Below are 24,257 nucleotides of genomic sequence, written 5' to 3' on the forward strand. Positions count from 1 at the left end.
CACTCCCCCTGTAGGACCTGCCGAAGGCTGCGATCTTTTGAACTAAAAAACAAAATCAAAAGATCGCAGCCTTCGGCAGCTCCTACAGGGATTGATCAGGATCTAGGCGAAGACGAACGCCGAGTCCGACAGGTTAGCCACTCCCACCCCAACCAACGTCACGGCAAAGTCGCCAATCTTCAGCACGGTATCGGCGCCGTTCTGCGACGCGTGCTGTTTGTAGTCATAACCCTGCCCCGCGCCCTCGACGCCCATGAACAGCAGTTTGTCGCTGCCCTGATAACCATTGATCGCATCAAAACCAAACGCACCGCTGAACAGGAAGGTGTTGTTGCCACCTATCGCATTCATCACGTCGTTGCCGGCGCCACCGACGAAGGTCACGTGGCCCTTGTCGCTGATCAGCGTGTCATCACCGCCCAGACCGAACAGCCAATCGCCGTCCGCCGTGGCGTGCAACGCATTGCCGTAGCCATCGCCGCTCAGGGAATGGTTGTACTGGGTCAGTTCGTTGCCATTACTCAAACCCTTGGCCGTGACGCCCCAGGTGATTTCCTTGCTGCCCCACCACGAACCCGACTCCTTGCTCACCAGCGCGCCGATGTCGCGGGTCATGCTGATGCCGCCGTAGGCGTCGCGCACGTACAGCGTGCCGTCGCCATCATTGGCGAAGCTGAAGTTTTGCAACGGTTTCTGCAGCTCGAACGTGTTGTGCCCCTGGCCGCCAAGCAGAATGTTGAAACCGCCGTCATCGCGGAAACGATCGTCACCGCCCAGACCTTCAAGGAAGTCGTTGCCCGCACCGCCCTTCAACCAGTCGCTGCTCTGCGTGCCAATGATGAAAGTGCTGCCGGTGTGCGGCTCGCCGCTGCGGCCCAAGTCCTCAACCCAGGTTTTGCCCCGCGAAGATTCCTCCAGATTGGAAACGATGATGGTCGAGTCTTTATGCGTCAGGTTGTAGAACGTCGAATCGATCACTCGATTCAAGCCATCGGCATAACCGAGCGAGCCATGCGCCGACCAGCTGAGCGGATTGATGATGCTGAACGGCACCAGGTTCTGCGCGGTGGAGGCGTAGTTGTCGTTGAAGTTGACGATGTTGTCGGTGGTCGAATCGTGCGGCTTGTCGTGTTTGCCCATCGAGGCCGTGCTGAACGTGGTGCCGTCGAGCACGCGGAACACCGGGTCGTTCTCGTAACCGATGTTCAGCACGTTGTTGCCGGTGCTGCTCTGGGTCGGCGAAGCAAACGCGATGTAGTTGGCGTCCTTGAAGAACCCACCCCAATTGTTCGCGCTTAACTCGGCGACACTGTTGACCCCGAGGCCGCCGAGGCTGTGACCGCTGAACAGCACGTCATTGGCAGCGATGCCGTTGGCAATGGCAAACGTCGCGACAGCCTTGAGCAGATTGTCGAAAGCGTTTTTCGCGTAGTTGCTCGCATAATCCGACGGCCCGACCGCGGCCAGCAGATTGTTTTTCATGTCGCCGAAGGTGTCGCTGTAACCCAGCCCGCCGGTGCCACGAAAGGCAATGCCGAGGCCGATCAATTTGCCGGCCGCGTCGTACTTGCCGAGCACCTCCGCCTCGGCGCTGGTGAAGCCATCCTGTTCACCGAAGAACGTGCCTTGCGGCCCGACCTTGCCCTGATAACCCAGCGCCGTCGCGGTGACCGGCGCCCAAACGGTTGCCGGCAAAGGCTTGCCGGTCGGCGTATAGGCGTACAACGTCAGGGCGATGGCGTCGCTGTACAACGCTTTGCCATCGGCCTTTTTGTAATCGAACAATCCCATGTTGTGCTCTCTCTTCCTTTAAACCGGCAGCCTTTTGCAAGGCTGCCGGTACGCTTTAGAACTGCCAGTCGAGCGTGAGGCCGACACCGTGGTCTTTCTCGTTCGAACCGATCAGCCCGTTGTAATCCAGATTCACCCGCACATCGCGATTGAGCGCCAGACCTGCACGCACGCCGACCACCGCTGCATCACGATCCATCGACACGCTCTGCACGTTGAACGCACTGTTGCCGTTGGCGAAAGCCAAGTGGCTGTCAGCGTCAACGCTGCTCAGGTTGTGCTGCCAGCCGAGGCTCGCACCCAGTTCCAGTTGATGCTGATCCGACAGGGCGAAGCTGCGCTTGGCGCGCACGCCGAGGGTCGACAGCACCACGTCGCGATTGTCTTCACCGCCCTTCAACGCCGCCGCGTCACCCTTCTCGGTGAAGCTGTCGGTGTTGAGATGCACGTAAGACAGATTGGCGAACGGCTCCAGGTTCATCGGCTGCAAGCCCAGGTCGTAAGCGGCTTCTGTGAACAATTGCGCGGTGGTCGCATCGCGTTTGGTTTTCTGCTTGCCGCTGACATCGCCGATTTGCAGGTCACGCTTCGCATCGATGCGGTGCCAGCTGTAAGCGCCGCCAACGGTCAGGCGCAGGGCATCGATTTCATGCCCCAGATACGCACCCAAGTGGTAGCTGTCGACCGAGGCCGACGAATGCGTGCCGCTGCCCATGCTCAAAGAACTGTCGCTATAACCGGTAACGAAACCGAGACGGGTATCTTCAGCAATCAAGCCATCGACACCGGCCAGCAAGCCACCGATCGAGCTGGTGGAATCCGCGTATTTATTGCCGCCATCACTGGTGCCCCACGAGCCCAACACCTTGACCCAGGCGTTGCTGCCCTCGCTTTTCGGTGCATCGGCGTTGAACAGATCACGCTCACGCAGACGCTCGCCAACCGCTTCGCGCAGGTAACGGCTGTCGTTGATCAGCAAGGTGCCAATGGCCGGGTGAATCTCGCCGGACAACTGTTGGAAAGCCTGTTGCGCCGACGCCGCGTTAGGCGACAGCAGCAGGGTTTCGAACAGCGCATTGCCGGCACCGAGACGATCCGCCGCCGCCGCGACCGAACGCTGATTCGGCGTCAGACCGACGCTGGCGAACGACGCGCCATTGCGGCCCACTTCAAGCTGAACACCATTTGCGGAGTAGCCCAGCGTACCGCCGAGGAATGCATAGTTCGGCAACACCTGGCCGAACTGGCCGGACACACCGCCCGCTGCCTGGAGGATGTTGTATTGCGTGCCGAGCAGACTTTTCACTTCGCTGGTAGTCAGCAATGTCGGGCTGTTTTCCAGCGACAGTGCGACGGTCGCGCCATCAATCTGCGCGGTGCCGCCGGCAACGATGCGGTCGCTGCTGATCGGCGAGACTTCCACCGCGTAGGTCGAACCGCGTTCGAAGGTCACATCGCCAGCCACGTTCAGCGTGCCGATGGAATTGCCCGGCGCCACGGTGCCGCCGCTTTTCGCGGTCAGGGCGCCGATGCGACCGTTGCCGCCGAGGATGCCGCTGTCGTTCACGGTGACTTCAGAGGCCAGCGAACCGTTGATCGCCAGTCGCCCCTGATTGACCAACGTTGGGCCGCTGTAGCTGTTGTTGCCGGTCAGCACCAGGGTGCCGATGCCTTGCTTGGTCAGGCCACCGTGACCGGAGATATCGTTGCGCCAGGTGTCGAGACCGCAGGTGATGTCGTTGCACACGCGCTCGGTCGGCTTGCCCTGGTCGATGATCGCGCCGATGCCCGGCAAATCCGCGACAAACTGACCGGAACCGTAGGCGCCGTTGACGCGGAATTCCTCGGGAATGTCCTGCTCGGTGACGAACATCGACGGGCCGTCGATACCCTTGCGCAGGTTGATCATGCCCCAGCCGTACAAGGCGTCGATGCCCGGTGCGCCGAGGTCGGTGGCGGTGGTGCGCAGTACCGTCGCGACCTGATCACCGGTCATGTACGGGAAACGCTCCATCAGCACCGCCATGGAACCGGCGACGTGCGGCGCGGCCATCGAGGTGCCGTTGTAATTTTTGTAGCTGGTAGTGAGGTTATCGGCGTTGGTGCCTTCGATGATCGAGCTGAAGATTTTCGTGCCCGGCGCTGACACGCAGAAACTCGCGGTATAGCCGCAACGCGACGAGAACGTACTGATGACGTACGGATTGGCGCTGGCCAGATCCGGGTTCTGTTGCAGCGCGGCGACGGTTATCCAGTTCGGCGCGATCTCAGGCACGAAGTAGCCGAGGCCGGCGATGGCGTCGGGGTTGTTGAGGTTGTAGTCGTTGCCGGCAGCGAAAATGGTGACGATGCCACTGCGCGCGGCGGCGATGGCGCCGTCATAGGCGCCGCCGGGTTTGGTGCCGAGCAATGTGCGGATTTCGTTGAACTGCACTTGCGCGTCGTTGACGGTGAAATGCGGGTACGCCGGATTACGGCCACCGAGGTCGAAACGGTCGGTGATGCCGATGCCCCAGCTGTTGTTGATGATCCGCGCGCCGCTGGCGATTAGTGCATCCCAACCGGCCTTGTACACCGCGCCGTCATTGCCGCGAACGATGCCGTCTTCAGGGCCCGGATCACCGTTGTCGGCGCTTATGATTTGCGCGGCGAACGCCACACCGTGCATTGGCCCGCCGTCACGACTGCCCGCCGCGATACCGCCGACGTGGGTGCCGTGGGCACCGAGTTTGCCGTCGGAACCGACCGAGGGCGAACCGTCATAACGGAACGCATCACCGGCCTTCACCGGGATGTACGGGTCGGTGTATTCGCGGATGCCGCTGGTGACCAGCGTCACGACTTTGTTGCTGCCGGAAAACTCCGGGTGCGCGGCGTACACCGGCTGGTCGAAGATCCCCAGTTTCACGCCTTTGCCGGTGTAGCCAGCAGCGTAAGCGTGATCGGCACCGATCGCGCCCAGGCCCCAATCGGCCTTGAATTCGGCGCTGCGCCAACTGGAAGGATCGCCCGTGCGAGCGTTTTCCACGTAGGGTGCGGCGTGTGCGCTGCCCCAGGTGGTGAGTGCGCAGAGCACCGCGAGGTTCAGGGTTTTCAAGGCAAAACGGCCACCCGATTGCGCGGGTGTATTGTTGTTATTCATCCAGCGACCTTCCTTAGTGATGTTGCGAAAAAATCCGTATCGTTGTGATCGTTCCCACGCTCCGCGTGGGGATGCAGCCCGTGACGCTCCGCGTCACTGGACGCGGAGCGTCCCTAGAGGCATTCCCACGCAGAGCGTGGGAACGATCAGGGGTGCGTCGATCAATTAGAACTGCCAGTTCAGGCTCAACCCGACGCCATGGCTTTTCTCGCGATTGGCCAGTTGTCCGTTGTAGTCGAGGTTCACCCGCACATCGCGGCTCAGCGCCAGACTGGCTTGCACGCCGACCAGCGCGGCATCACGCACCAGCGCCGAACTCTCCACCGAATACGGCGTGCCACCGCTGGCAAAACGCAGGTGCTGCTCAGAATCGATATCACTCAAGCTGTGCTGCCAGCCAAGATGTCCGCTGACGTCGAGGGTCTGTTGCGCCGACAGGTTGAACGTCTTGATCGCGCGCACACCGAGCGTGCTCAACACCGCATCACGCTGATCGCCAGAGCTTTTCAGCGCCGCCGCATCGCCCTTCTCTTTGAAGCCTTCGGTGTCCAGATGCACGTAAGCCAGATTGGCGAACGGTTCCAGCGCCAACGGTTGCAGGTGCAGTCGATACGCCGCCTCGCCGAACACCTGGGTGGTGGCCGCGTCGACTTTGGCTTTCTGTTTAGCGCTGACGTCGCCGTATTGCAGATCGCGTTTCACATCGGCGCGATGCCAGCTGTAGGCCGCGCCGGTGCTCAAGCGCCAGGCGCCGATTTCGTGGCCGGCGTAGGCGCCGAGGTGGTAGCTGTCGACCTTGGCCGACGAGTGCGTGCCCGAGCCCATGCTCAGCGAACTGTCGCTGTAACCGGTGACCAGACCGATGCGCGTCTGCTCGTCCAGCGCGCCATCGACACCAGCGAGCAAGCCGCCAATCGAGGTGCTGTAACCCGCCGTGTCGTGGCTGGAATCGGTTGTGCCCCACGCGCCGAGGGCTTTGATCCAGCCGTTGTTTTGCGTGGCCGACGCATCGTGCAGACGCTCGCCCACCGCGTCGCGCAATTGGCGGCTGTCGTTGATCAACACCGAACCGAGGGCCGGGTAGATTTCACCGCTCAGTTGTTGAAAGGCTTGTTGCGCCGACGCTGCGGACGGCGACAGCAGCAGGCTTTCATACACCGAACTGCCGGCACCGAGACTTTCAACCGCCCCCGCGACGGAACGCTGATTCGGCGTTTGGCCGACGCTGGCGAACGTCGTCGCGTTGCGTTCGATATTCAGTTGAATCGCGTTGGCGGCGTAGTCGAAATTGCCGCCGATAAACAGGTAGTTCGGCACGACTGCCGCGAATTGGCCTTGAACGCCGCCGGCCGCTTGCAGGATGTCGTATTGGCGACCGAGCAGGCTGCGGGTTTCTGTGGCGCTGAGCAGCGTCGGACTGTGTTCCAGCGCGAGGCTGACGGTGGCGCCGCTGACCGTGGCCGTGCCGCCGGCGACGATGCGGTCGCTGCTGGTGGGTGACAATTCCACCGCGTAGGTCGAACCTGGCGCGAGCGTGACGTTCCCCGCTACGTTCAACGTGCCAATGGAATTGCCCGGTGCGACGCGAGCGCCGCTGTTGGCGGTCAAGGCATTGATCCGCCCGGAACCGCCGAGGGTGCCGCTGTCGTTGACGGTTACCGCCGAGGTCAGCGAACCGTTGACCGTCAGCAAGCCGCCATTAACCGTGGTCGCGCCGCGATAGGTGTTGTCGCCGCTGAGGATTAATTGGCCGCCGCCGGATTTGATCAGGCTGCCCTGATAAATGCGGTTCGCAGCTGCAGCATCACGCGCCATGCCCACGGCGTAATCGGTCTGATCCTGCTGACTGGCGCCCGCCGCTACGCCGTTCTGCCAGCCCTTGTCCTGCAACGTTTGCTGCCAGGCGTTGTGCTCGGCGAGGTCTTCACTCTGACGCTGGATCAGCGCTTTATCGGAGATGTCATTGCTCCAGACATCGCGCTGCCCTGCCCCCAGATTCGCGTCGAACGCACCGAGCAATTGCCCCGGCCCGCGCATGGCCCGATCAAGGTTGGCCACGCCCCAGCCGACTCGCTCGGTCGGCGCGTCGGTGACGGAGCCATCCAGTTGCGTGGCGGTGGTCAGCAGCGTTTCCAGCGCTTGCTGGTTGTTCATGTACGGGTAACGTTCCATCACCAGCGCCAATGCACCGGTCGCGTGCGGCGCCGACATCGAGGTGCCGGACTTGATCGCATAACCGCCGCCGGGAATGGTGCTGTCGATCTTCGCCCCCGGCGTGGTGATGCACCAGTATTTGGCGAGGCCGCACTGGTTGTACTTCTGCTGATTGCTTTGATCGAGCCCGGAAACCGCCAGCCAGTGGCCTTCAAGATCCGGCTGAAAGTACGGCAGCGCCGAGCGCACGCTGGCATTCGGGTAGCCGCTGTTGCCGGCGCTGAACACGTTGATCACTCCGCGCCGAGAGACGTCGGCAGCGGCATCGAGCCAGGTGCCCTGATTCCAGTGCTGGGCGTATGCGGCGTGCAGATCGGCCAGCGTGCGGTAGCTGACGTCTGGCGGCTGACTGCCCCAGCTGTTGTTGATCGCCCGCACGCCGGCGTCGGCCAAAGAGTCGTAAACAGCTTTGAAATAACGCGGATCCGGTTTCGGGCCGAAGAGGAAACTGTCGTTGGCGTTGGTGTTGCCGACATAGATTTGCGCGTTGTACGCGACGCCGTGCATGCCAGTGCCATCGCGCGAGGCGCCCATGGTGCCGACGACATGGGTGCCGTGAGAATCGTTGTTCGGGTTGAGTGTGCCGTCGACGTTGAATGGGGTGCCGTTTAGGTAACTGCCGTTGGCTTGCACCGGGTGATAGCGGTCAGTGGCGAACTCGGGATGGCTCGCGTCGAAACCGGAATCGAGGGCGCCGATTTTTACGCCCTGGCCGGTGATACCGGCGGCGTAGGCTTGATCAGCCTGCATGCGCGCAAGGCCCCAGTCGCGTTGGAATTCGCTGGTGCGCCAACTGGCGGCGTCGCCGGGTTGGCCGGTTTCCAGGTATTGGGCCTGGGCTTGCGTGGTAGAAATCACCAGCAACAGGGTGCCGACTGATGCCGGTTTGATGCGTACGTCCATGTTCACTCCTCACTTTTTTTGTTGTTATGTAGGAGCTGCCGCAGGCTGCGATCTTTTGATCTTGTGGCTTAAAAGATCGCAGCCTTCGGCAGCTCCTACAGAGAATTGCGGTGTTGCTGCCCCTCACCCCAGCCCTCTCCCGAGGGAGAGGGAGCCGACCGAGATGGCCTTGCTTCATTCGCCGACCTGAAACAACCCGTCGACTACGGATTCGCTAAAGCAATCTCAGGTCGCCGTATATCTTGAACATCCCCCAATCAGTCCCCTCTCCCTCCGGGAGAGGGTTAGGGTGAGGGCTGTTGCCGCCAGATCCTGATCGTTCAGCGTTCCCGCGTAGTTTTGCGGTGTTCCGGCCCCTCACCCCAGCCCTCTCCCGAGGGAGAGGGAGCTGATTTGTGGTGCTTTCAAATCTCGAGTTCGACTCGAACATTCAGGTCTATGCATCGCCCGCAAACAACCCGGTCAGTCCCCTCTCCCTTTGGGAGAGGGCTAGGGTGAGGGCTGTTGCGCAACCACAAAAGCCTCATCCACCCGCGCCAGATCCTGCTCGTTCAACGTCCCCGCGTAGTAATGCAATTTCGTCCACGCCATCAGATAGTCGTACCGCGCCTGCGCCAGGTCGCGGCGGGTGGTGAACAGTTGTTGTTCGGCGTTCAGTGCGTCGAGGTTGGTGCGTTCACCACCGAGAATGCTCTGCTTGGTCGACACCACCAGCGCTTCCGCCGAGGACAATGCCTTCGAATACGCACGCAATTTGCTCACCCCCGACAAGCACGCACTGAACTGCCGACGCAGCTCGATCAAGGTCTCGCGGGTCTTGCCATCCAGTTCGTACTCGGCCTGTTCCATCGTGCGACTGGCCTGCCGCGTCGAGGCCGACACGCCGCCACCGGCATACAACGGCACGCTCACCTCAAAACCAATGGTGTTGGTCTCGTAGCGCTGGTTGTAGGTGTTACCGCTTTCCGATTCGTTCTGGCGCATTGAGGCGTACGCGTTGACCTTCGGCAGATGGCCGGCGCGGTTACGTTCCACTTCATAACGCGCAACCTCCACGGCCTGACGCTGCGACGCCAGATTCGGGTTATTGCTGATCGCCATTTCGTGCCAGGTGTCGTAGTTGGCAGGCATCAGCGCGAAGGTCTGGAAGTTCTGATCCAGCGGCGCCAGCTCATCGATGTTCACCGCCGCAACGCCCACCAACGCACCGAGTTCACGCAGTGCAGCATCCTGTTCGTTACGCGCTTCGATCTCTTCGGCGGTCGCCAGCTCATAGCGCGACTCGGCTTCAAGAATGTCGGTGCGCGTGCCTTCGCCTTGGCGGAACATGTGTTCGTTCTGCTGGAACTGCTGTTCGTAGGCCTTTTTCTTCGCCTGGGCGATGTCGATCTGATCCTGAGCGAACAAGGCTTTGGTGTAGTTATCCAGCACCCGCACCAACAGTTCCTGACTCTTGCCGCGGAAGTTTTCATCGGCAAACAACGATTGCGCGACGCCCTTGCGATACGCGGCGTAGGCCTCATAATCGAGTAACGGTTGTTGCACGGTCAGGGTCGAGCCGTAACTGCTGTAATTGCGGTCATCGGTGCGGTTGCGCGCGCGTTCATCGAGCGAAGTGGCTTTCGACGAGTTGCGGCCCTTGTTGTAGTTGTAACCGACGCGGGGCAACAGGCCGGCGCGGCCAATCGCACGGTTTTCCAGGCCGGCGTCGCGCTCCTTGATCGCGCCGAGGAACACCGGATCATTGCGCAACGCCTGTTCGTAGATCTCGAACGGCCCCATCGCCGCCACTGCACTGTTGCCGGCCAACAGCGCGAACGCTGCCGCCAGCATCGAAAGCTTATTCATACAGCCGAACATCCTTATTCTTCGGTCAACGCGGAGTTGGCCCGGTCGAGCAACGGTTTGAACAGGTAGTTGAGCAGCGAACGTTCGCCGGTGCGCACGAACATTTCTGCGGGCATGCCGGGCTTGATCACCAGACCGTTGAGTTTCTCCATGGCCTGATCGCTGACGCGGGTACGCAGCACGTAGTACGGCGCGCCGGTTTTCTCATCGATCATTTGGTCAGCGGAAATCAGGCTGACTTCGCCAGGAACGCGCGGGGTTTTGCTCTGGTTGAACGCGGTAAACAAGATGTCCACCGGCAAGTGCGTGCCGACTTTGTCGATCAGGTTGATCGGCAAGTGCCCTTCCACTTCCAGCGTGGTGCCTTGGGGGACGATTTCCAGCAAGGTTTCGCCTTGGCGTACAACGGCGCCTTCGGTGTGCACGCCGAGATTGACCGCCACACCATCGGCGGTGGCGATGATTTCGCTGTGTTGCAGGTCGAAACCGGCAGAGGTGAGTTGCTCGGACAGCGTCACACTTTTGAGCTGAGCGTCGGCCAGTTGTGTGCGGACTTCTTTCTGATATTCCTCGCCGTGCTGTTGCAGCTTCAGGCGCGATTCGAGGATGCCCTGCTCGACGCGGCCGCTTTCGCCGGTGTTCTCGGCCAGTTGCTGCTGCACTTGCGAGAGCTGGCGCTGATATTCCATCAAGCGGTTGCGCGGAATGTAGCCGTTGTCGGCCAGTGGCTGCAGGTTGCTCAATTGCTGTTGCAGCGACGCGGCTTGCGCATTGAGGTCGGTGCGTGCGCGACGCATGCCGGCCAGTTGCGCGGTGGCGCCTTCGATGTTCGCGCGCAACCCGGCCTGCTCACGGTAGAACGCTTCGCGGCGGCTGCTGAACAGTTGGCGTTGGCCCTCAAGCACCAGCGCCAGACGCGGATCCGGATCGTTGCTCAGTTCAGCCGGAAAGTTCACTTGCTTGAGGTTGTCGCGCTCGGCCTGCCAGCGCGCCAGGCTCGCCCACGCCATGCGGTACTGCGCTTGCAGCGATTGCACGTCAGCCGCCACTTGCGTCTGATCGAGACGAAACAGCGGCTGCCCCTGCTTCACGATCTCGCCTTCGCGCACCAGAATCCGGCTGACCACGCCGCTGCTCATCGATTGCACGGCTTTGCGTTTGCCCGAGACGACCACCGTGCCCTGCACCGGGATGCCTTGATCCAGCGGCGCCAACGCCGCCCAGGTAAAGAAGCTGCCTGCGCCGACAATCGCCAGAATCCAGCCCATGCGCGCGAAGAACTTCGCATCGCGTTCCGGACGCTCGTTGAGGTAGGCGTGTTCCATGTTCGCTTCGTTTTCAGTGTTCATGCTGGCGCTGCTCATACACCCGAATTCCTTGTCGTGGGCTGATACTGCCGGCTCATGCTGAGCCCGCCCGGTGCCTGTGCAGCTTTTTCCCGTTGTTGTTCTTGCTGGCCGGACAGTGCCTTGAGCACGTCCTGACTTGGGCCGAAGGCCTGTAAACGACCGTCATTGAGCACCAACAATTTGTCGGCCTGAGCCAGCACCGAAGAACGATGCGTCACCAACACCACGGTGGTGCCTTGGGATTTGAGTTGCGCGATGGCGCTGGCCAACGCGGCTTCGCCGACGGTGTCGAGGTTGGAATTGGGTTCATCCAGCACCACCAGGCTCGGGTTGCCGTACATCGCCCGCGCCAGTGCCACACGTTGTTTCTGACCGCCGGACAGACCGCTGCCGTCCTCGCCCAACTGCGTGTCGTAACCTTGTGGCAGGCGCAGGATCATTTCGTGCACGCCCGCCTGTTGCGCGGCGGCCACCACTTTCTGCGGATCGGCCTCGCTAAAGCGCGCAATATTTTCGGCGATGCTGCCGCTGAACAGCTCGATGTCCTGCGGCAGGTAACCGATGTAAGGGCCTAGCTGGTCGCGGTTCCAGCGATGAATATCCGCGCCGTCCAGCCGCACCGTGCCGCCAAGGGTCGGCCACACGCCGACCAACACGCGGGCCAATGTCGACTTGCCCGAGCCGGAAGCACCGAGCACGCCCAACACTTCACCGGCCGCCAGATTGAAATTGACCATGTGCAGCGTCGCCGCGCGTTGACCCGGAGGGCCAGCGCTGACCTGCTCGAAGGTGATCTGGCCTTTCGGTGCCGGCAACGCCATGGCGTCGTCACTCGGCGGGAAGGCTTGCAACAAGGCATCGAGACGACGGTACGCCAGTTTCGCCCCGCTCCACTGTTTCCACACGGCGATCAACTGGTCGATCGGGCTCAGCACGCGGCCCATCAGGATCGAGCCGGCGATCATCATCCCGGCGGTCATGTCGCCCTTGATCACCAGCAATGCACCGAGGCCAAGCACCAGCGATTGCAGGCACAGGCGCAGGGTTTTGCTCAGCGAACTGATCACCGCACCGGTGTCGCTGGCCTGATTCTGCAAACCGAGGAACCGCGAGTGCACGCCAAACCAGCGCTTGCGCAGCGCACCGAGCATGCCCATGGCTTGAATTGTTTCAGCGTTGTGCAGGTGGCTGGTCGCCAATTGGCTGGATTTCTGCGAGAAACCGGCCGCTTCGCCCAACGGCGTTTTGGTCATGTATTCGTTGAGGCAGGCCAATGCGATCAACAGCAGCGCGCCGGCGGTGGCGAGTACGCCCAGCCAGACGTTGAACAGGTAAATCACCAACAGATACACCGGGAACCACGGCGCATCGAAAAACGCGAACAGCGCAGGCCCGGTCACGAATTGGCGGATGTGCGTCAAGTCGCCCAGCGATTGCCCGGCGTTGCCCTCGCCCTTGAACAGGTTGCGCTCGAACGCGGCTTGATAGACACGCAGGTTGAAACGGCGCTCCAACTGGCTGCCGATGCGGATCACGATAAAACTGCGCACCACCTCTAGCAGACCGATAAAGGCAAAGAAGCCGACGACCATCAGCGACAACATCGCGAGTGTGGTTTCGTTCTGCGACGACAGCACCCGGTCATAGACCTGGAGCATGTAGATGGAGGGCACCAGCATCAGCACGTTAATCAGCGCGGTAAAGCAGCCGACACTGATCAGAATGCTTTTATAGTCAGCCAATGCCTTGAATAAGGGAGCGGTGGCTGGGGCCTTCGCCATCTTCATTGATTCTTCCTGAAAAATATTCCCGCCACTCGTTGGCAGGACTTTTATTAATTATCGGCACTTCACCGAGGTGTGCTGTTTAAGTGACCGCTTACACTTTCATAACAACTACCGGCGAATATTACGGCGCAGTTGCTCATCGAGGCGTTGCTGATAGCCCGCCCGTGGCGCTTTATATAAAAACGCTGTCGTAAATTTGATAGTTACGGCTGTTGCGCCGCACGTTCGAGCGTAATGATCAGGCCCGACTTTAAAGTCGTCTGATATAGCCCATTACGTTGTCGACTGAAAAACTGAATCCTTGAACCTTCTTTGCCGGTGATCGACAAGCCATCGGGATCGGGAAACCAGCCCACCGGAGTTTCTTCCAGCCATGCGCCCAGACACGTGGAACTCAGGGTTTTGTTCGCCGCCAGTTCAACACCACAGGTGTTTGACGGTTTGTCCTGGAGCTTTTGCGCATCCGCTGCATCTTCGCGAGCCGATAATGTTGCCTGCCAATGGCCGGCAAATGCCGAGGGTTCTTCGAGTCTGAGGCTGCTTGCCATGCTTGTTTCTCCAGAAATCATAAGGAGCGCTGCCGTAAACCACGACACTGCCTTGTAGGTAAAAGCCTTACTGACCATGGGAATATTCGCTCCGGCACGTAGCCTTGCCTACTGAATCATTCGATGCAAGTAAAGAAAGCGACGCTCGCACGCCGCTTTCCCCGGCTACATCACGCCACGATGTCGCTGGTCGCTGCCTGGCCAACCGTGCTGACGATGAAGTCAGCCACGCCGTGCCCGGAGAAATCCACCGACAGCAAGCTGTTGCCGCCCGACGAGGTCAGCACGGCATCGCCCACCGCGCCGGTGAAGCTGCTGACGAAATGCAGGCCTGCACCGTTGGTGATCCCGGTCAGGTCGATTTTGTCGAGACCGCTGACAAAATCGAGGATCTGATCCACCGCACCCGGTTTGGAATCCGAACTGGCTGCGAACACAAAGGTGTCCGAACCGGCGCCGCCCCACAGTTTGTCGGCACCACCGGCGCCCCAGATGATGTCGTTGCCGGCACCGCCCTTCAACTCGTTGGCGACGCTGTTGCCGATCAGCAGATCGTTGCCCGAACCGCCAATGGCATTTTCGATGATCGCGCCTTTGGCAATGGACACGTTACCGACCATGCCGCCAACGTCAGAGAACGAGGCGTCATTGAGGTTGATCTTCTGGTTCTGGGTGAAGCCAGAGAAGTCCAGGGTGTCCTTGCCGCCCGCATCCCACACCGAGAACACCAGCTTGTCACTCGACGACGACGCGCTGAGGAAATCGCGACCGGCGTTGGAGTTGAAGCCGTAGGTGGTGTCACCGGTACGGATATTGGTGTTGGCACCGTAGAGTTTTTGGATGGCCGCGATATCGTCCATCAGCGGGCCAGACGCGTAAGCTTCCACGCCGCCCTTGCTGAAGTTCTGGTTGGTGTTGCTCTCGCTCCAGTAACTCATGAGGCTGTAGCCGCGGGTGTCTTGCCCGTAGGAAGCGTCGTTGTAAGTCGGGTTGCCATTGCCGGCGTTGTAGTCGCCCGGGTGAGCCAGGCCGAGGCTGTGGCCGATCTCGTGGGTCAGGGTCTGACGGCCGTAGTTGTTCAGATCCGGGTTCTTGTTTTGCGTGTAGCCGCTGTTGATCAGGTACCACGATGTACCGTCGTAACCGGCGCCGGTGCCTGGCAGATAGGCGAACGCTGCCGCACCATCCTGGCCACCGCTGTAATTACCGAAGGTCATGTGGCCGTCACCGCCGGAGGCTTTCTCAGTGAAGGTCACGTTGGCCACGTCAGCCCAGGATTGCATGGCGAGCGCTGCCTGAGCTTTTTGCTGGGTGCTGAACTGGCTGAACCCGCTGATCCCGTGTTTGTTCATCGTGCTCGACGAAGCAGAAGTCAGGAACGTGTAGGTGAGTTCGATCTTGCCGCTGCCGTCCTTGTCCTGGTAGGCAGCACCGTCGCGCAACAACTGGGTGGCGGCCTGGTCGACGGAGAAGGAGGGTTTGCCATTAACCGTGAGGTTGCCACCACGATCGTATTGATGGCTGAAACTATTGATCTGATTCCAGGCCGAACTGGCGGCTGCCAGTGGCTGAACGGCACCGACCGGCTGGAAAGCCTGTTCGGCAGCATCAATAGCATTGGTTTTAACTTTCGACATAAACACACTTCCTTGTTTAGCAATGGAACAGTTTTTGTCCGATAGCGGCGATCCCTGGCGAGATCGTCCTATCACTCGCCCCATTGAGGGCGAAAGAAAACTGACACAATTTGAAATCTGCCGTAAAGGATTTTTTTGGAATGAAATCTGAGTGTTTCTGAAAACTGCCGTAAACAAAGCGCGCGAGGTCTAAAGATTGTTTAAAGTTGCGGGCTTTCGCCTAATTGTCTGACGATTTTATATTTAATTATTAAATATCGGTAAGTTGTGTTTTGTTAGCTGCGTCTCACTTTTCCGCACTTTAACAGTGCAGTGCCAGTGTATTGATATCAACTTCTCAAACTCACTGAATAACCTATGTGGGAGCGGGCTTGCTCGCGAAAGCGGAGTGTCAGTCAAGCTCTATGTTGACTGAACAGACGCCTTCGCGAGCAAGCTCAGCTCCTACAAGTTATGCTTTTTGCCAACATGTGTTTTCACGCCTGTGGAGCTTCCTCGCTGTCGATGCCGTGGATATCGAATATGACGTCAACTTTGTAGAACCTGGAATTTCGGTACTCAGTCGTGAAACACAATCGGCCATTGATGATCTGCCGAGGGGCATGATTTTGCAGAACCACTTCCCCGCTCACCGCCGCGTTGGCATGGCCAAATTCGGGATGAAACATGAGGCTCGTGAGTTCAAGGCTCGGCAAAGGGAAATGGCCACTGGGTTGATCCCTGTCCACGAAGCCGAAAGAAATGGAGGCGCCCTCTGACACCATGAATCCAGACGCCTCTAGACCACTGGTTTGATACCGGTTCACCTCGCTGGTTTCGAAGTTGTAGGTGCGGATCAATACGTCGGTCGCTGTATAAATCTCGACCGTCCCTTTCATAGTGCCGATAGTCGCTGTAGTCATATCTGCTGCTCCTTCTGCGCCCAACCGTTGCGGTCGCGCTAGCGTCAGTAAACGACAAGCAGCAGCAATCAGGCACCTGTCATATCTGACAGGTGCCTGGATTATCTAGCGATAGAAAATCGAGATGTCTTAGCTACCCGTGCGAATCTTGTTCCAGACCCGCGTACGAATCCGGTCGATATTCAGCGGCATCGCCTCCAGTGCGAACAACTTGCCCATCATTTCCGGGCTCGGATACACCTTGGTGTCGTTTTTGATGGCCGGGTCGATCAGGCTGTCGGCCTGTTCGTTGCCGTTGGCGTAGTGCACGTAGTTGCTGATGCCGGCCATGACGTCCGGGCGCAGCAGGTAGTTCATGAACGCGTAACCGGCCTTCTCGTCCGGTGCATCGACCGGCATGGCGACCATGTCGAACCAGATCGCCGCGCCTTCCTTGGGAATGTTGTAACCGATGTCGACACCGTTCTTGGCTTCCTTGGCGCGGTTTTCCGCTTGAAGGATGTCCCCAGAGAAACCGACTGCCACGCAGATATCGCCGTTGGCCAGGTCGCTGGTGTATTTGGAGGAGTGGAAGTAGCTGACGTACGGCCGCACTTTCATCAGCAGTGCTTCAGCCTTTTTGTAGTCTTCGGGATTTTTGCTGTGGTGCGGCAAGCCCAAATAATTGAGCGCTGCCGGGAGCAATTCCGGGCCGTTGTCGAGGATGGCCACGCCGCACTTCTGCAGTTTTTCCATGTTCTCGGGTTTGAAGATCAGATCCCACGAATCCACCGGTGCATCGTCGCCCAGCACGGCTTTGACCTTGGCGATGTTGTAGCCGATGCCGGTGCTGCCCCACAAATACGGGAAGCCGTGTTCGTTGTTCGGGTCGTTGACCTGCAACGCCTTGAGCAGCACCGGGTTGAGGTTTTTCCAGTTCGGCAACTGGCTCTTGTCGAGTTTCTTCAGCGCCCCGCCCTGAATCTGCCGCGCCATGAAGTGGTTGGACGGGAATACCACGTCGTACCCGGATTTGCCGGTCATCAACTTGCCGTCGAGGGTTTCATTGCTGTCGTAGACGTCATAGGTGACGCCAACGCCGGTTTCTTTTTGGAAATTCTTGGTGGTGTCTGGCGCGATGTAGTCGGACCAGTTGTACACCTTGACCGTGTCCGCCGCCTGAGCGAGGGAAACGGCCAGCATCAGCGGTGCCAGAGCGAGGGTCTTGCGGATCATGGGTCGATTCCTGTGTAGGTTTTTTTGTTGGCAGGCAATCAAAGGGATCAAACGATCAGAAAATCAGTACATAGGTCTTGCGCACGGTCTCTTCGATGTCCCAGATACCGAGCGTGTTGGCCGGCAACATCAGTGCGTCGCCACCTTGTATGTGCAGGGTTTCGCCGCCACCGTCCGGGGTGAACGTGCAACGCCCGGAGATGAAATGGCAGAACTCCTGCGCGGTGATCTGCCGACGCCAGCGGCCCGGGGTGCATTCCCAGATGCCGGTTTCGACGCCGTCGTCGCGCTCGACGCTGGTGGTTGAGGCGATGGCGATTGGTTCGCCGAGAGGAACGGCCACCGGGTTGGATTCGTCGAGCTGCAATGTCGCGGTGTTTTTGAACTGGGTAATGCTCATGGTCTGACCTGTCTTTTGGGCGTTCTTAAAATCAATCGACGTTTAGTGCATGAAACCTTCCATGAAACCGGCCACTTGGCTGGCGAGTTTGCGCCGCCATGGCGCGGTCGCCGGATTGGCCAGGGTCTGGTCTTCATGGACGAAGCTTTTGATGATCGCGTTGTAACCGAGCCAGCGGCACGGCTCCGGTTCCCAGGCACGCAGCGCATGAATGCCGCCGTCCGGCAGTACCCACGGCTGATGCACCAGTTCGCTGTCGCGTTCAAGAATCAGATCCGCCAGGGTGCGGCCGCCGAGGTTGCTCGCACCGACGCCCTCCCCGCCATAACCGCCGGACAGCGCGATGCCATTGGCGCGATCGCAGAGCATGTGCGGCTTGAAGTGTCGCGACATGCCGAGGTTGCCGCCCCAGGCGTGAGTGATTTGCACGTTTTTCAGTTGCGGGAACAGTTCGCCGAACAGATAACGGCGCAGTTCGACCTCATCGCGGGTCAGATCGAAGTTGTGGCGCAGCTTGCCGGCGAACTGATAACCGCCACGGGCACCGAAGATCAGGCGGTTGTCGGCACTGCGCTGGCCGTAAGTGACCTGACGGCTGAATTCGCTGAAGGCCTGGCCGCGATTGAGGCCAATCTCATCCCACGTGGCGGCGGACAACGGTTCGGTGGCGACAATCAGGCTTTGCACCGGCAATTGATAACGGCCGAGCGGCGGCAAGGTCACCGAATAACCTTCAACGGCCGGGACGATCCAGCGACTGCGCACGCTGGCCTTGGCGGTGCGCAAGCTGCCGGACTGCCAATGCGTGACCGGACTGTTTTCGTAGATCTTCACGCCCATGCTTTGCACGGTCCGCGCGAGACCACGCACCAGTTTCGCTGGGTGAATGGTCGCCACGTGCGGCGCGTAAATGCCGCCGTAAGGCTTGGCCACGCGAATCTGTTGCGCCAATTGCTCGGGGCTGAGCCAGCGGTAGTCGTTGTCGTTCAGGCCTTGGGCGTGCAGTTTCGCCAGGTATTCACGCAGCGTGGCTTCCTGCTCCGGGTAACGTGCAGCGCAATACAACACGCCGCCCTTGCGATAATCGCAGTCGATGCCTTCACGTTCGAGGACGACTTCAACTTCATCGGGAATGCTGTGCAGCAGATCAAACGAGGCGCGGCGCTGTTCCGGTGACAGTCCGGCGAGCAAGCGATCTTCACCGAGCAGATTGCCCATCAACCAACCGCCGTTGCGACCGGACGCGCCAAACCCGGCGGTTTGCGCTTCGACGATGGCAATGTCCAGACCGGGGGCGAGCTTCTTCAGGTAGTACGCCGTCCACAGCCCGGTGTACCCCGCGCCGATAATCGCCACGTCTACGTCGAGATCCTGCGTCAGCTCGGGCCGCGCGGTCAGCGGCTCGTCGAGTTGATCCATCCACAAACTGATAGTGCGCCACGCCGGCATGCAAGACTCCGCCACTGAAAACCTTCGATGGCGTCGATCCTAGTGCGTGGGCTTAAGCGTTGTCTTGCGCGCGTGCCCGCAAAGAAATTTGTTTAACGTAGGCCTTCGGTGACTGGCCAGTGTGCTGACGGAAACAGCTGTAAAACGCCGACACCGAGTTGAAGCCGGCGGCGAAGGCCAGCTCATCAATGCGCACTGGGGGCGTGGCGCCATCCAGCGAGCGCAACAAATGCTGCAACCGCGCTTGGTTTACGTAGCGATAGAAGCTTTGCCCCAACACCTGATTGAGCAGGTAAGAAATCTGATTGCGGCTGTACCCGCACTCCTTCGCCACTCGCTGCAGGTCGAGTGCGGGATCGAGATACGGTTGCTGTTTTTCGAAGTATTGCTGCAGATCTTCGGCCATAAAGCTCAGTTGCCGTGGCGACAAGCCCAGACGACTGACCGCCGGGCGCTGATTCGACGCCGAAGTACCGCCTGCCTGCGCACGCACCAGTGAGGCGTATTCGTTGACGCGCCAGATCAGTCCGTCCTTGACCGTGATCGCTTCACTGGAGCGGAACGACACCAAACCGTCGCCGCCGCGCAACGTCACTTCGTATTGAATGAACGCGGTGTTGCCGTCGACGCGGATGCGGTCGCAATGCTCAAGCGCTTCGTCGGATTCTCGCGGCATGCTGACACGAACGTACTCGCGCAGCTCGTCGAGGCCGAGCACGCGATTCTGAAAGAAGTCGTTGTATTCGATGTCCGGGTGATACAGCGCCATGACGGCGTCCAGATCGCGGTGTTTCCAGCTCAGGTGATAGCGCATGACCGTGGCGGCCGTGGCCTCGGTCTGTTTTGGGCCGTCGTCGTCGGCGTGCATAAAAGGCTCGGCGAAAAGAAACCGAGCTTGCCCAACTTCGCCTCGGGCAGCAATGGCCAATCGATAGTGGCCATTTGGCGATAAGTGCATTTGGCGTGACGCACATCAAAAAACCGGTCGCAATCGCCAAATGAACTGAAAAATCTCACAGAAAATTCACATCCGGATGCTACTTTTAAGTCCTGACACTGGTTGAGCCAATGAAGGCTCTTCCCACCTACCATGAGCAAAAGGAAACGCTCGATGATGAAGGCGGGCAACAACATGAATAAAGGGTCAAGCAAAGTCACGTTCCCCAACGCTTGCCAGCTGATGCGCTGGCATTTTCATCCCATGGGTTTCGAGGCCACGATGGACGCGCCGGGCAGCATGGTCGCGCGTCTGTTTGATCGTGCCAGCGGCGAAACCCTGATCGCCATCGCCGGCATCCCGTGTGCAACGGTGATGAATGCGGCGGATGTCGAGCGGATGATTGAAGCGGTGGAGGATGAGCTTGAAGCTTTCATACCACCTGAATCTCTCAGGAGTTACGCATAAGCTTCTGATTAATAAAGAAAAGCCCGCCGTTAAGCGGGCTTTTTTGTGGGCGAAGGTTTCAGGCGGTTTGGCTTTCTGCGCGGTGATCGACAAAGAAAGCCTTGCCTTTGGCCACCCGCTCGGACGCTCGCGGCATATTCACCGCTTGGCTTTCCTGTGGTTCGACGTACCAATAGCAATGGCTGACGGCGCGGGTGATGCCGACATAAGCCAAGCGCAGGATTTCGTCTTTTTGCGCGCTGTCGTAAGGCTCGCTGTCGCCGCTTTTGCCTAGACCGGCCATGCGGTAAACCTGGTTTTTGTACGGCGAACTGGTCAAGTGCTGACAATCGCCGAGCAAAAAAACCGCATCAGCTTGCAAGCCTTTGGCGCTGTGATAGGTCAGTTGTTTCAGGCGCCGAGCTTCGTATGGCAAGCTCGAATCCACATTAACTACAGACTGAATATGCTGTTCTATCAATAACTTATCGCTGCTTTTTCGATAGAGCATCAAGATCGAATCGCCCTGACGGTAGTGTTCGGCGAGGCGCCGACCAAGACCTTGGTCATCTCGCTCCAGCACATTAACCGGTTGCAGTGGTTTGGGCTCGCCGCTGGACTTTGCTTTCTTGCCGGGGATCGCCGGCGCTGCGCGAACGATGTGCTCGGCGGCGTCGATGATGTGCTGGTGGCTGCGATAGTTGTCGCTGAGCATGACCCGCGTAGTGCTCGGCGACGGGAATTCCTTGTTGAACTCCATGAAATAACTCGGCGAACTGCCCCGCCAGCCATAGATCGACTGCCAGTCATCACCCACACACAGCAACGACGAGCGTTGCGCACCACGTCCGACATGCATGGCCGGGCCTCGGCTGCGAATCTCCGTGAGGCTCGCGCGAATCCACGAGACGATCTGCGGCGAAACGTCCTGAAACTCGTCGATCATCAGGTGCGACATCGGTCGCAGCAGCTCATCGCGGAGCAACTTGAGGTTCTCCGGCGAGTGTTCGCTGAACAGCGCAAACATGCGGTTGTAGGTCATCACCGGCGGTTTCTGATCCAGCAGATGATCTTCCAGCGCACGCCAGAACAGGCTCAAGGCCTCGAAAAAGAACCGATCCGGGTCTTCCTTGGCGAAACTCATGCGGCCTACGGCGTCCGGCACGTCCAGTCCCAGGTTCTCGATAAAGCCTGCGGCGGCGACGAAACAATCAAGTAGCGGCGCGGAAGCGAGTTCGCCTTTGACCTTGTAATCAAAGCCCGGACCCGCGCTGGCATCACCGGCCAACGTGGCCAATACGCGTCTCGATGATTCGTAGGAATCTATCCATATCAATGGCTTACGACAGAAAGCTTGAAACAGGGTGCGCTTAACCGCCCATTCAGCGCGGATAGAGAGCTTGGCGTTTGGCCGACAGATCTGGGCGTTTTCGCGCGGATCAAAGCCCAGTACCACCCACGCGTCGAGGCTTGGGATGTAGCCATGAGCATGGAATTTAGCGCCATTGATGTCGAAGGTCTGGCGGTTCGGTTCGATGCCTTTGATCGGCCAGGCGCCCGCGCGAAACCATAGATCCTCGATGGCGTCGCAGAGTTCTTCGTCGCGCTTGGCCGCCAGCTCGGTTACCGCCACGCGTTTCTGCACGTCCGGGTGATCGCGTTCCAGCTCTTTAAGCTGCAACGCCGCGCGAGAAAGCGGCTGTATCAATTCGCGGAAACGTTCATCGCGAGTAAACAGGCGGTGATAACAGGCATTGAGCTGCTGACGCTGGGCGTCGTTGATGCGCAGGTCGAAAGGGTTGCTGTCGACCTCTTCATCGCTGCCCTGCGGGCGATTGCTGAGGTTTTCGAAGGCTTGCAGGCGTTCGAACCCCGGCAGGCTGCGCACCATCGGCAAAATGCGCGAGTGAAAGGTGCGCACCAGTTCGCGCGCCTGTTTCGGGCTCAATGCCTGCCCCCAGAGCGCGAACATTTCCATCAGCTTATTGATGAAGTCTTTGCGCGACTCTCGGGTAAAGGTCACCACGGTCATCGAATCCAGCTCAAAACCCAGATAGTGCGTGAGCAGCAGAATGCGCAGCACCAGCGTGGTCGACTTGCCTGCCCCGGCGCCGGCAACCACTGAAGTGGACGGCGTTTCGCTGAAGATCATCTTCCATTGCGCGGCACTCGGTTGCGCCTTTTCGGGAAGCAACCGAGCGACATCGGCTTTGATGCGTTTCTTCAGCTCGGCGGTCAGTGGCAAACGCCAATCATCGAACAAGTGGTTGTCGATGCTCGGCGGTCGATGCTCGGTGTTGCGGCTGTCGCGAATCAGCAGAACCTGACGGCCTTCCTCCAACCCTTCAAGCTTGCCTTCGTTAAAACCGTATTCGACGCCAGCGGTGTGCCCGCTGCGAAAGCCGTCGGCCTGGCCATGCAGCCACGACGCGCGGTGTTGAGCGCGTAAACGGGTCAGGCCGTGGCCGAAGAAACGCGCGGCTAAACGCTTGAACCAAGGCATCTCGGCCAGAGGACGAAGTTCGGGAGGTAGATCGGGGGTGTGTTGCGCCACGCTGACGGACTCCAGGGTGTGAGGCTGTTGGCTCTATGGTGTCTGCATTTGCCGTCGAGTTCTAGCGAAATGCTTGCAGGTCATTGGTTTAGGCGATGAATTGAAGGTTGTGCTTAATCATTTCAAAGCTGTTTTCTATCGACTGATTCGATGGTAATGCCGCAGTTTTTACGCTTTTTATCGATGTTTGGCTGATGGATGATGGCCGTCATAAACCTCGTTTTCAGGAGACGATCATGCTCGAACTCAGACCCTTCAGCTCGCTGGGCGGCGCCCATCACGGCTGGTTGGATGCCCATCACCATTTTTCGTTCGCCGAATACTACGATCCGCAACGCATGAACTGGGGCAACCTGCGGGTGTGGAACGACGACGTGATCGCCGCTGGCACAGGCTTCCCGCAGCACCCGCATCGCGACATGGAAATCATCACCTATGTGCGTGAAGGTGCAATTACCCACCAGGACAATCTGGGCAACAAGGGCCGCACCGAGGCTGGCGACGTGCAGGTCATGAGCGCTGGCACCGGTATTGCGCACAGCGAGTACAACCTGGAGGCGCGTGACACCAAGATCTTTCAGATCTGGATTTTGCCAACCGAGACTGGCGCACCGCCGTCGTGGGGTGCCAAGCCGTTCCCGAAAGGCCAGCGTGAAGGCTTCGTGACGCTGGCGAGCGGTAAGGACGGCGATGATCAGAGCCTGCGGATTCGCGCCGATGCGCGTTTGGTAGCAGCGAATATCAAGGCTGGGGAAACGGCGGAGTATCGACTGGATGAAGGGCGCCGGGCGTATCTGGTACCCGCGACTGGCGTGATTGAGGTCAATGGTTTGCGGGCTCAAGCACGCGACGGTGTGGCGGTTGCGCAAGAGCGAGTGTTGACGGTCACGGCGATTGAAGACAGCGAGATTGTGCTGGTTGATCTGGCTTAAGTGGCAGGCATGAAAAAGGGGTGACCAATGGGGTCACCTCTTTTTTTACATGCGCTCTCTGCTTGAAATACTATGTGGCAAGGGATTCATCTGTGGTGAGGGGATTTATCTGTGGCGAGGGGATTTATCCCCGTTGGGCTGCGCAGCAGCCCCCAGCAATTTAAAAAGCGGGGGTCGCTTCGCAACCCAACGGGGATAAATC

The 24,257-nt window shown here is 59.4% G+C and carries 16 protein-coding genes; 2 read left to right on the forward strand and 14 right to left on the reverse strand.

All coding sequences use genetic code 11. The features are described 5' to 3' along the window. Positions 1-102: 102 nt before the first annotated feature. The 13 genes from QMX93_RS21075 to QMX93_RS21135 all read right to left on the reverse strand — a co-directional run bounded on the left by QMX93_RS21075 (position 103) and on the right by QMX93_RS21135 (position 20,053). On the reverse strand, positions 103-1,791 hold the full coding sequence (locus QMX93_RS21075) for a polyurethanase (protein ID WP_282357836.1): 1,689 nt from the start codon (positions 1,789-1,791) through the stop codon (positions 103-105). Between the two features lie 55 nt (positions 1,792-1,846). Then, positions 1,847-4,933 carry an autotransporter serine protease gene (locus QMX93_RS21080; RefSeq protein WP_282357837.1) on the reverse strand — a complete coding sequence of 1,029 codons (3,087 nt, stop codon included), beginning with the start codon at positions 4,931-4,933 and terminating at the stop codon, positions 1,847-1,849. A gap of 165 nt (positions 4,934-5,098) precedes the next feature. After that, positions 5,099-8,050 (reverse strand): autotransporter serine protease, encoded by a 2,952-nt coding sequence (locus tag QMX93_RS21085; RefSeq protein WP_282357838.1) that lies wholly within the window; start codon positions 8,048-8,050, stop codon positions 5,099-5,101. Positions 8,051-8,539: 489 nt separating this feature from the next. Continuing rightward, positions 8,540-9,910 (reverse strand): TolC family outer membrane protein, encoded by a 1,371-nt coding sequence (locus QMX93_RS21090; RefSeq protein ID WP_282357839.1) that lies wholly within the window; start codon positions 9,908-9,910, stop codon positions 8,540-8,542. Between the two features lie 2 nt (positions 9,911-9,912). Next, positions 9,913-11,262, reverse strand: coding sequence for an HlyD family type I secretion periplasmic adaptor subunit (locus QMX93_RS21095; RefSeq protein WP_282357840.1), 1,350 nt, complete (start codon positions 11,260-11,262; stop codon positions 9,913-9,915). Beyond that, complete coding sequence (locus QMX93_RS21100; RefSeq protein WP_282357841.1) at positions 11,259-13,034, reverse strand: type I secretion system permease/ATPase; 1,776 nt, start codon at positions 13,032-13,034, stop codon at positions 11,259-11,261. The genes QMX93_RS21095 and QMX93_RS21100 overlap by 4 nt, the downstream gene beginning before the upstream one ends. Positions 13,035-13,237: 203 nt before the next feature. Beyond that, positions 13,238-13,660 carry an AprI/Inh family metalloprotease inhibitor gene (locus QMX93_RS21105; RefSeq protein WP_282357842.1) on the reverse strand — a complete coding sequence of 141 codons (423 nt, stop codon included), beginning with the start codon at positions 13,658-13,660 and terminating at the stop codon, positions 13,238-13,240. Between the two features lie 92 nt (positions 13,661-13,752). Further along, positions 13,753-15,219: a serralysin family metalloprotease gene (locus tag QMX93_RS21110; RefSeq protein ID WP_282357843.1), complete on the reverse strand. Its 1,467-nt coding sequence runs from the start codon at positions 15,217-15,219 to the stop codon at positions 13,753-13,755. 476 nt (positions 15,220-15,695) lie between these two features. Then, complete coding sequence (locus QMX93_RS21115; protein ID WP_282357844.1) at positions 15,696-16,121, reverse strand: hypothetical protein; 426 nt, start codon at positions 16,119-16,121, stop codon at positions 15,696-15,698. Positions 16,122-16,250: 129 nt separating this feature from the next. Next, on the reverse strand, positions 16,251-17,336 hold the full coding sequence (locus QMX93_RS21120; protein WP_053119952.1) for a polyamine ABC transporter substrate-binding protein: 1,086 nt from the start codon (positions 17,334-17,336) through the stop codon (positions 16,251-16,253). Between the two features lie 55 nt (positions 17,337-17,391). Then, on the reverse strand, positions 17,392-17,736 hold the full coding sequence (locus QMX93_RS21125; RefSeq protein WP_282357845.1) for a cupin domain-containing protein: 345 nt from the start codon (positions 17,734-17,736) through the stop codon (positions 17,392-17,394). Between the two features lie 42 nt (positions 17,737-17,778). Next, the gene (locus tag QMX93_RS21130; protein ID WP_282357846.1) at positions 17,779-19,185 is read right to left on the reverse strand and encodes an FAD-dependent oxidoreductase; all 1,407 of its coding nucleotides are present in this window, start codon (positions 19,183-19,185) and stop codon (positions 17,779-17,781) included. Positions 19,186-19,237: 52 nt separating this feature from the next. After that, positions 19,238-20,053 carry a helix-turn-helix domain-containing protein gene (locus QMX93_RS21135; protein ID WP_282357847.1) on the reverse strand — a complete coding sequence of 272 codons (816 nt, stop codon included), beginning with the start codon at positions 20,051-20,053 and terminating at the stop codon, positions 19,238-19,240. A gap of 264 nt (positions 20,054-20,317) precedes the next feature. Between QMX93_RS21135 and QMX93_RS21140 the strand changes: the two genes are divergently transcribed. Further along, the gene (locus QMX93_RS21140) at positions 20,318-20,590 is read left to right on the forward strand and encodes a DUF1652 domain-containing protein (RefSeq protein WP_053120469.1); all 273 of its coding nucleotides are present in this window, start codon (positions 20,318-20,320) and stop codon (positions 20,588-20,590) included. A gap of 58 nt (positions 20,591-20,648) precedes the next feature. Here the strand turns inward: QMX93_RS21140 and QMX93_RS21145 are convergent, their stop codons facing one another. Beyond that, complete coding sequence (locus QMX93_RS21145) at positions 20,649-23,123, reverse strand: UvrD-helicase domain-containing protein (RefSeq protein ID WP_282357848.1); 2,475 nt, start codon at positions 23,121-23,123, stop codon at positions 20,649-20,651. A gap of 236 nt (positions 23,124-23,359) precedes the next feature. Here QMX93_RS21145 and QMX93_RS21150 point away from each other — a divergent pair, with 236 nt between their 5' ends. Next, the gene (locus tag QMX93_RS21150) at positions 23,360-24,055 is read left to right on the forward strand and encodes a pirin family protein (protein ID WP_212549457.1); all 696 of its coding nucleotides are present in this window, start codon (positions 23,360-23,362) and stop codon (positions 24,053-24,055) included. Positions 24,056-24,257 lie beyond the last annotated feature (202 nt).

The organism is Pseudomonas sp. PS01303 (assembly GCF_029959385.1).
Lineage (GTDB): Bacteria > Pseudomonadota > Gammaproteobacteria > Pseudomonadales > Pseudomonadaceae > Aquipseudomonas > Aquipseudomonas rustica.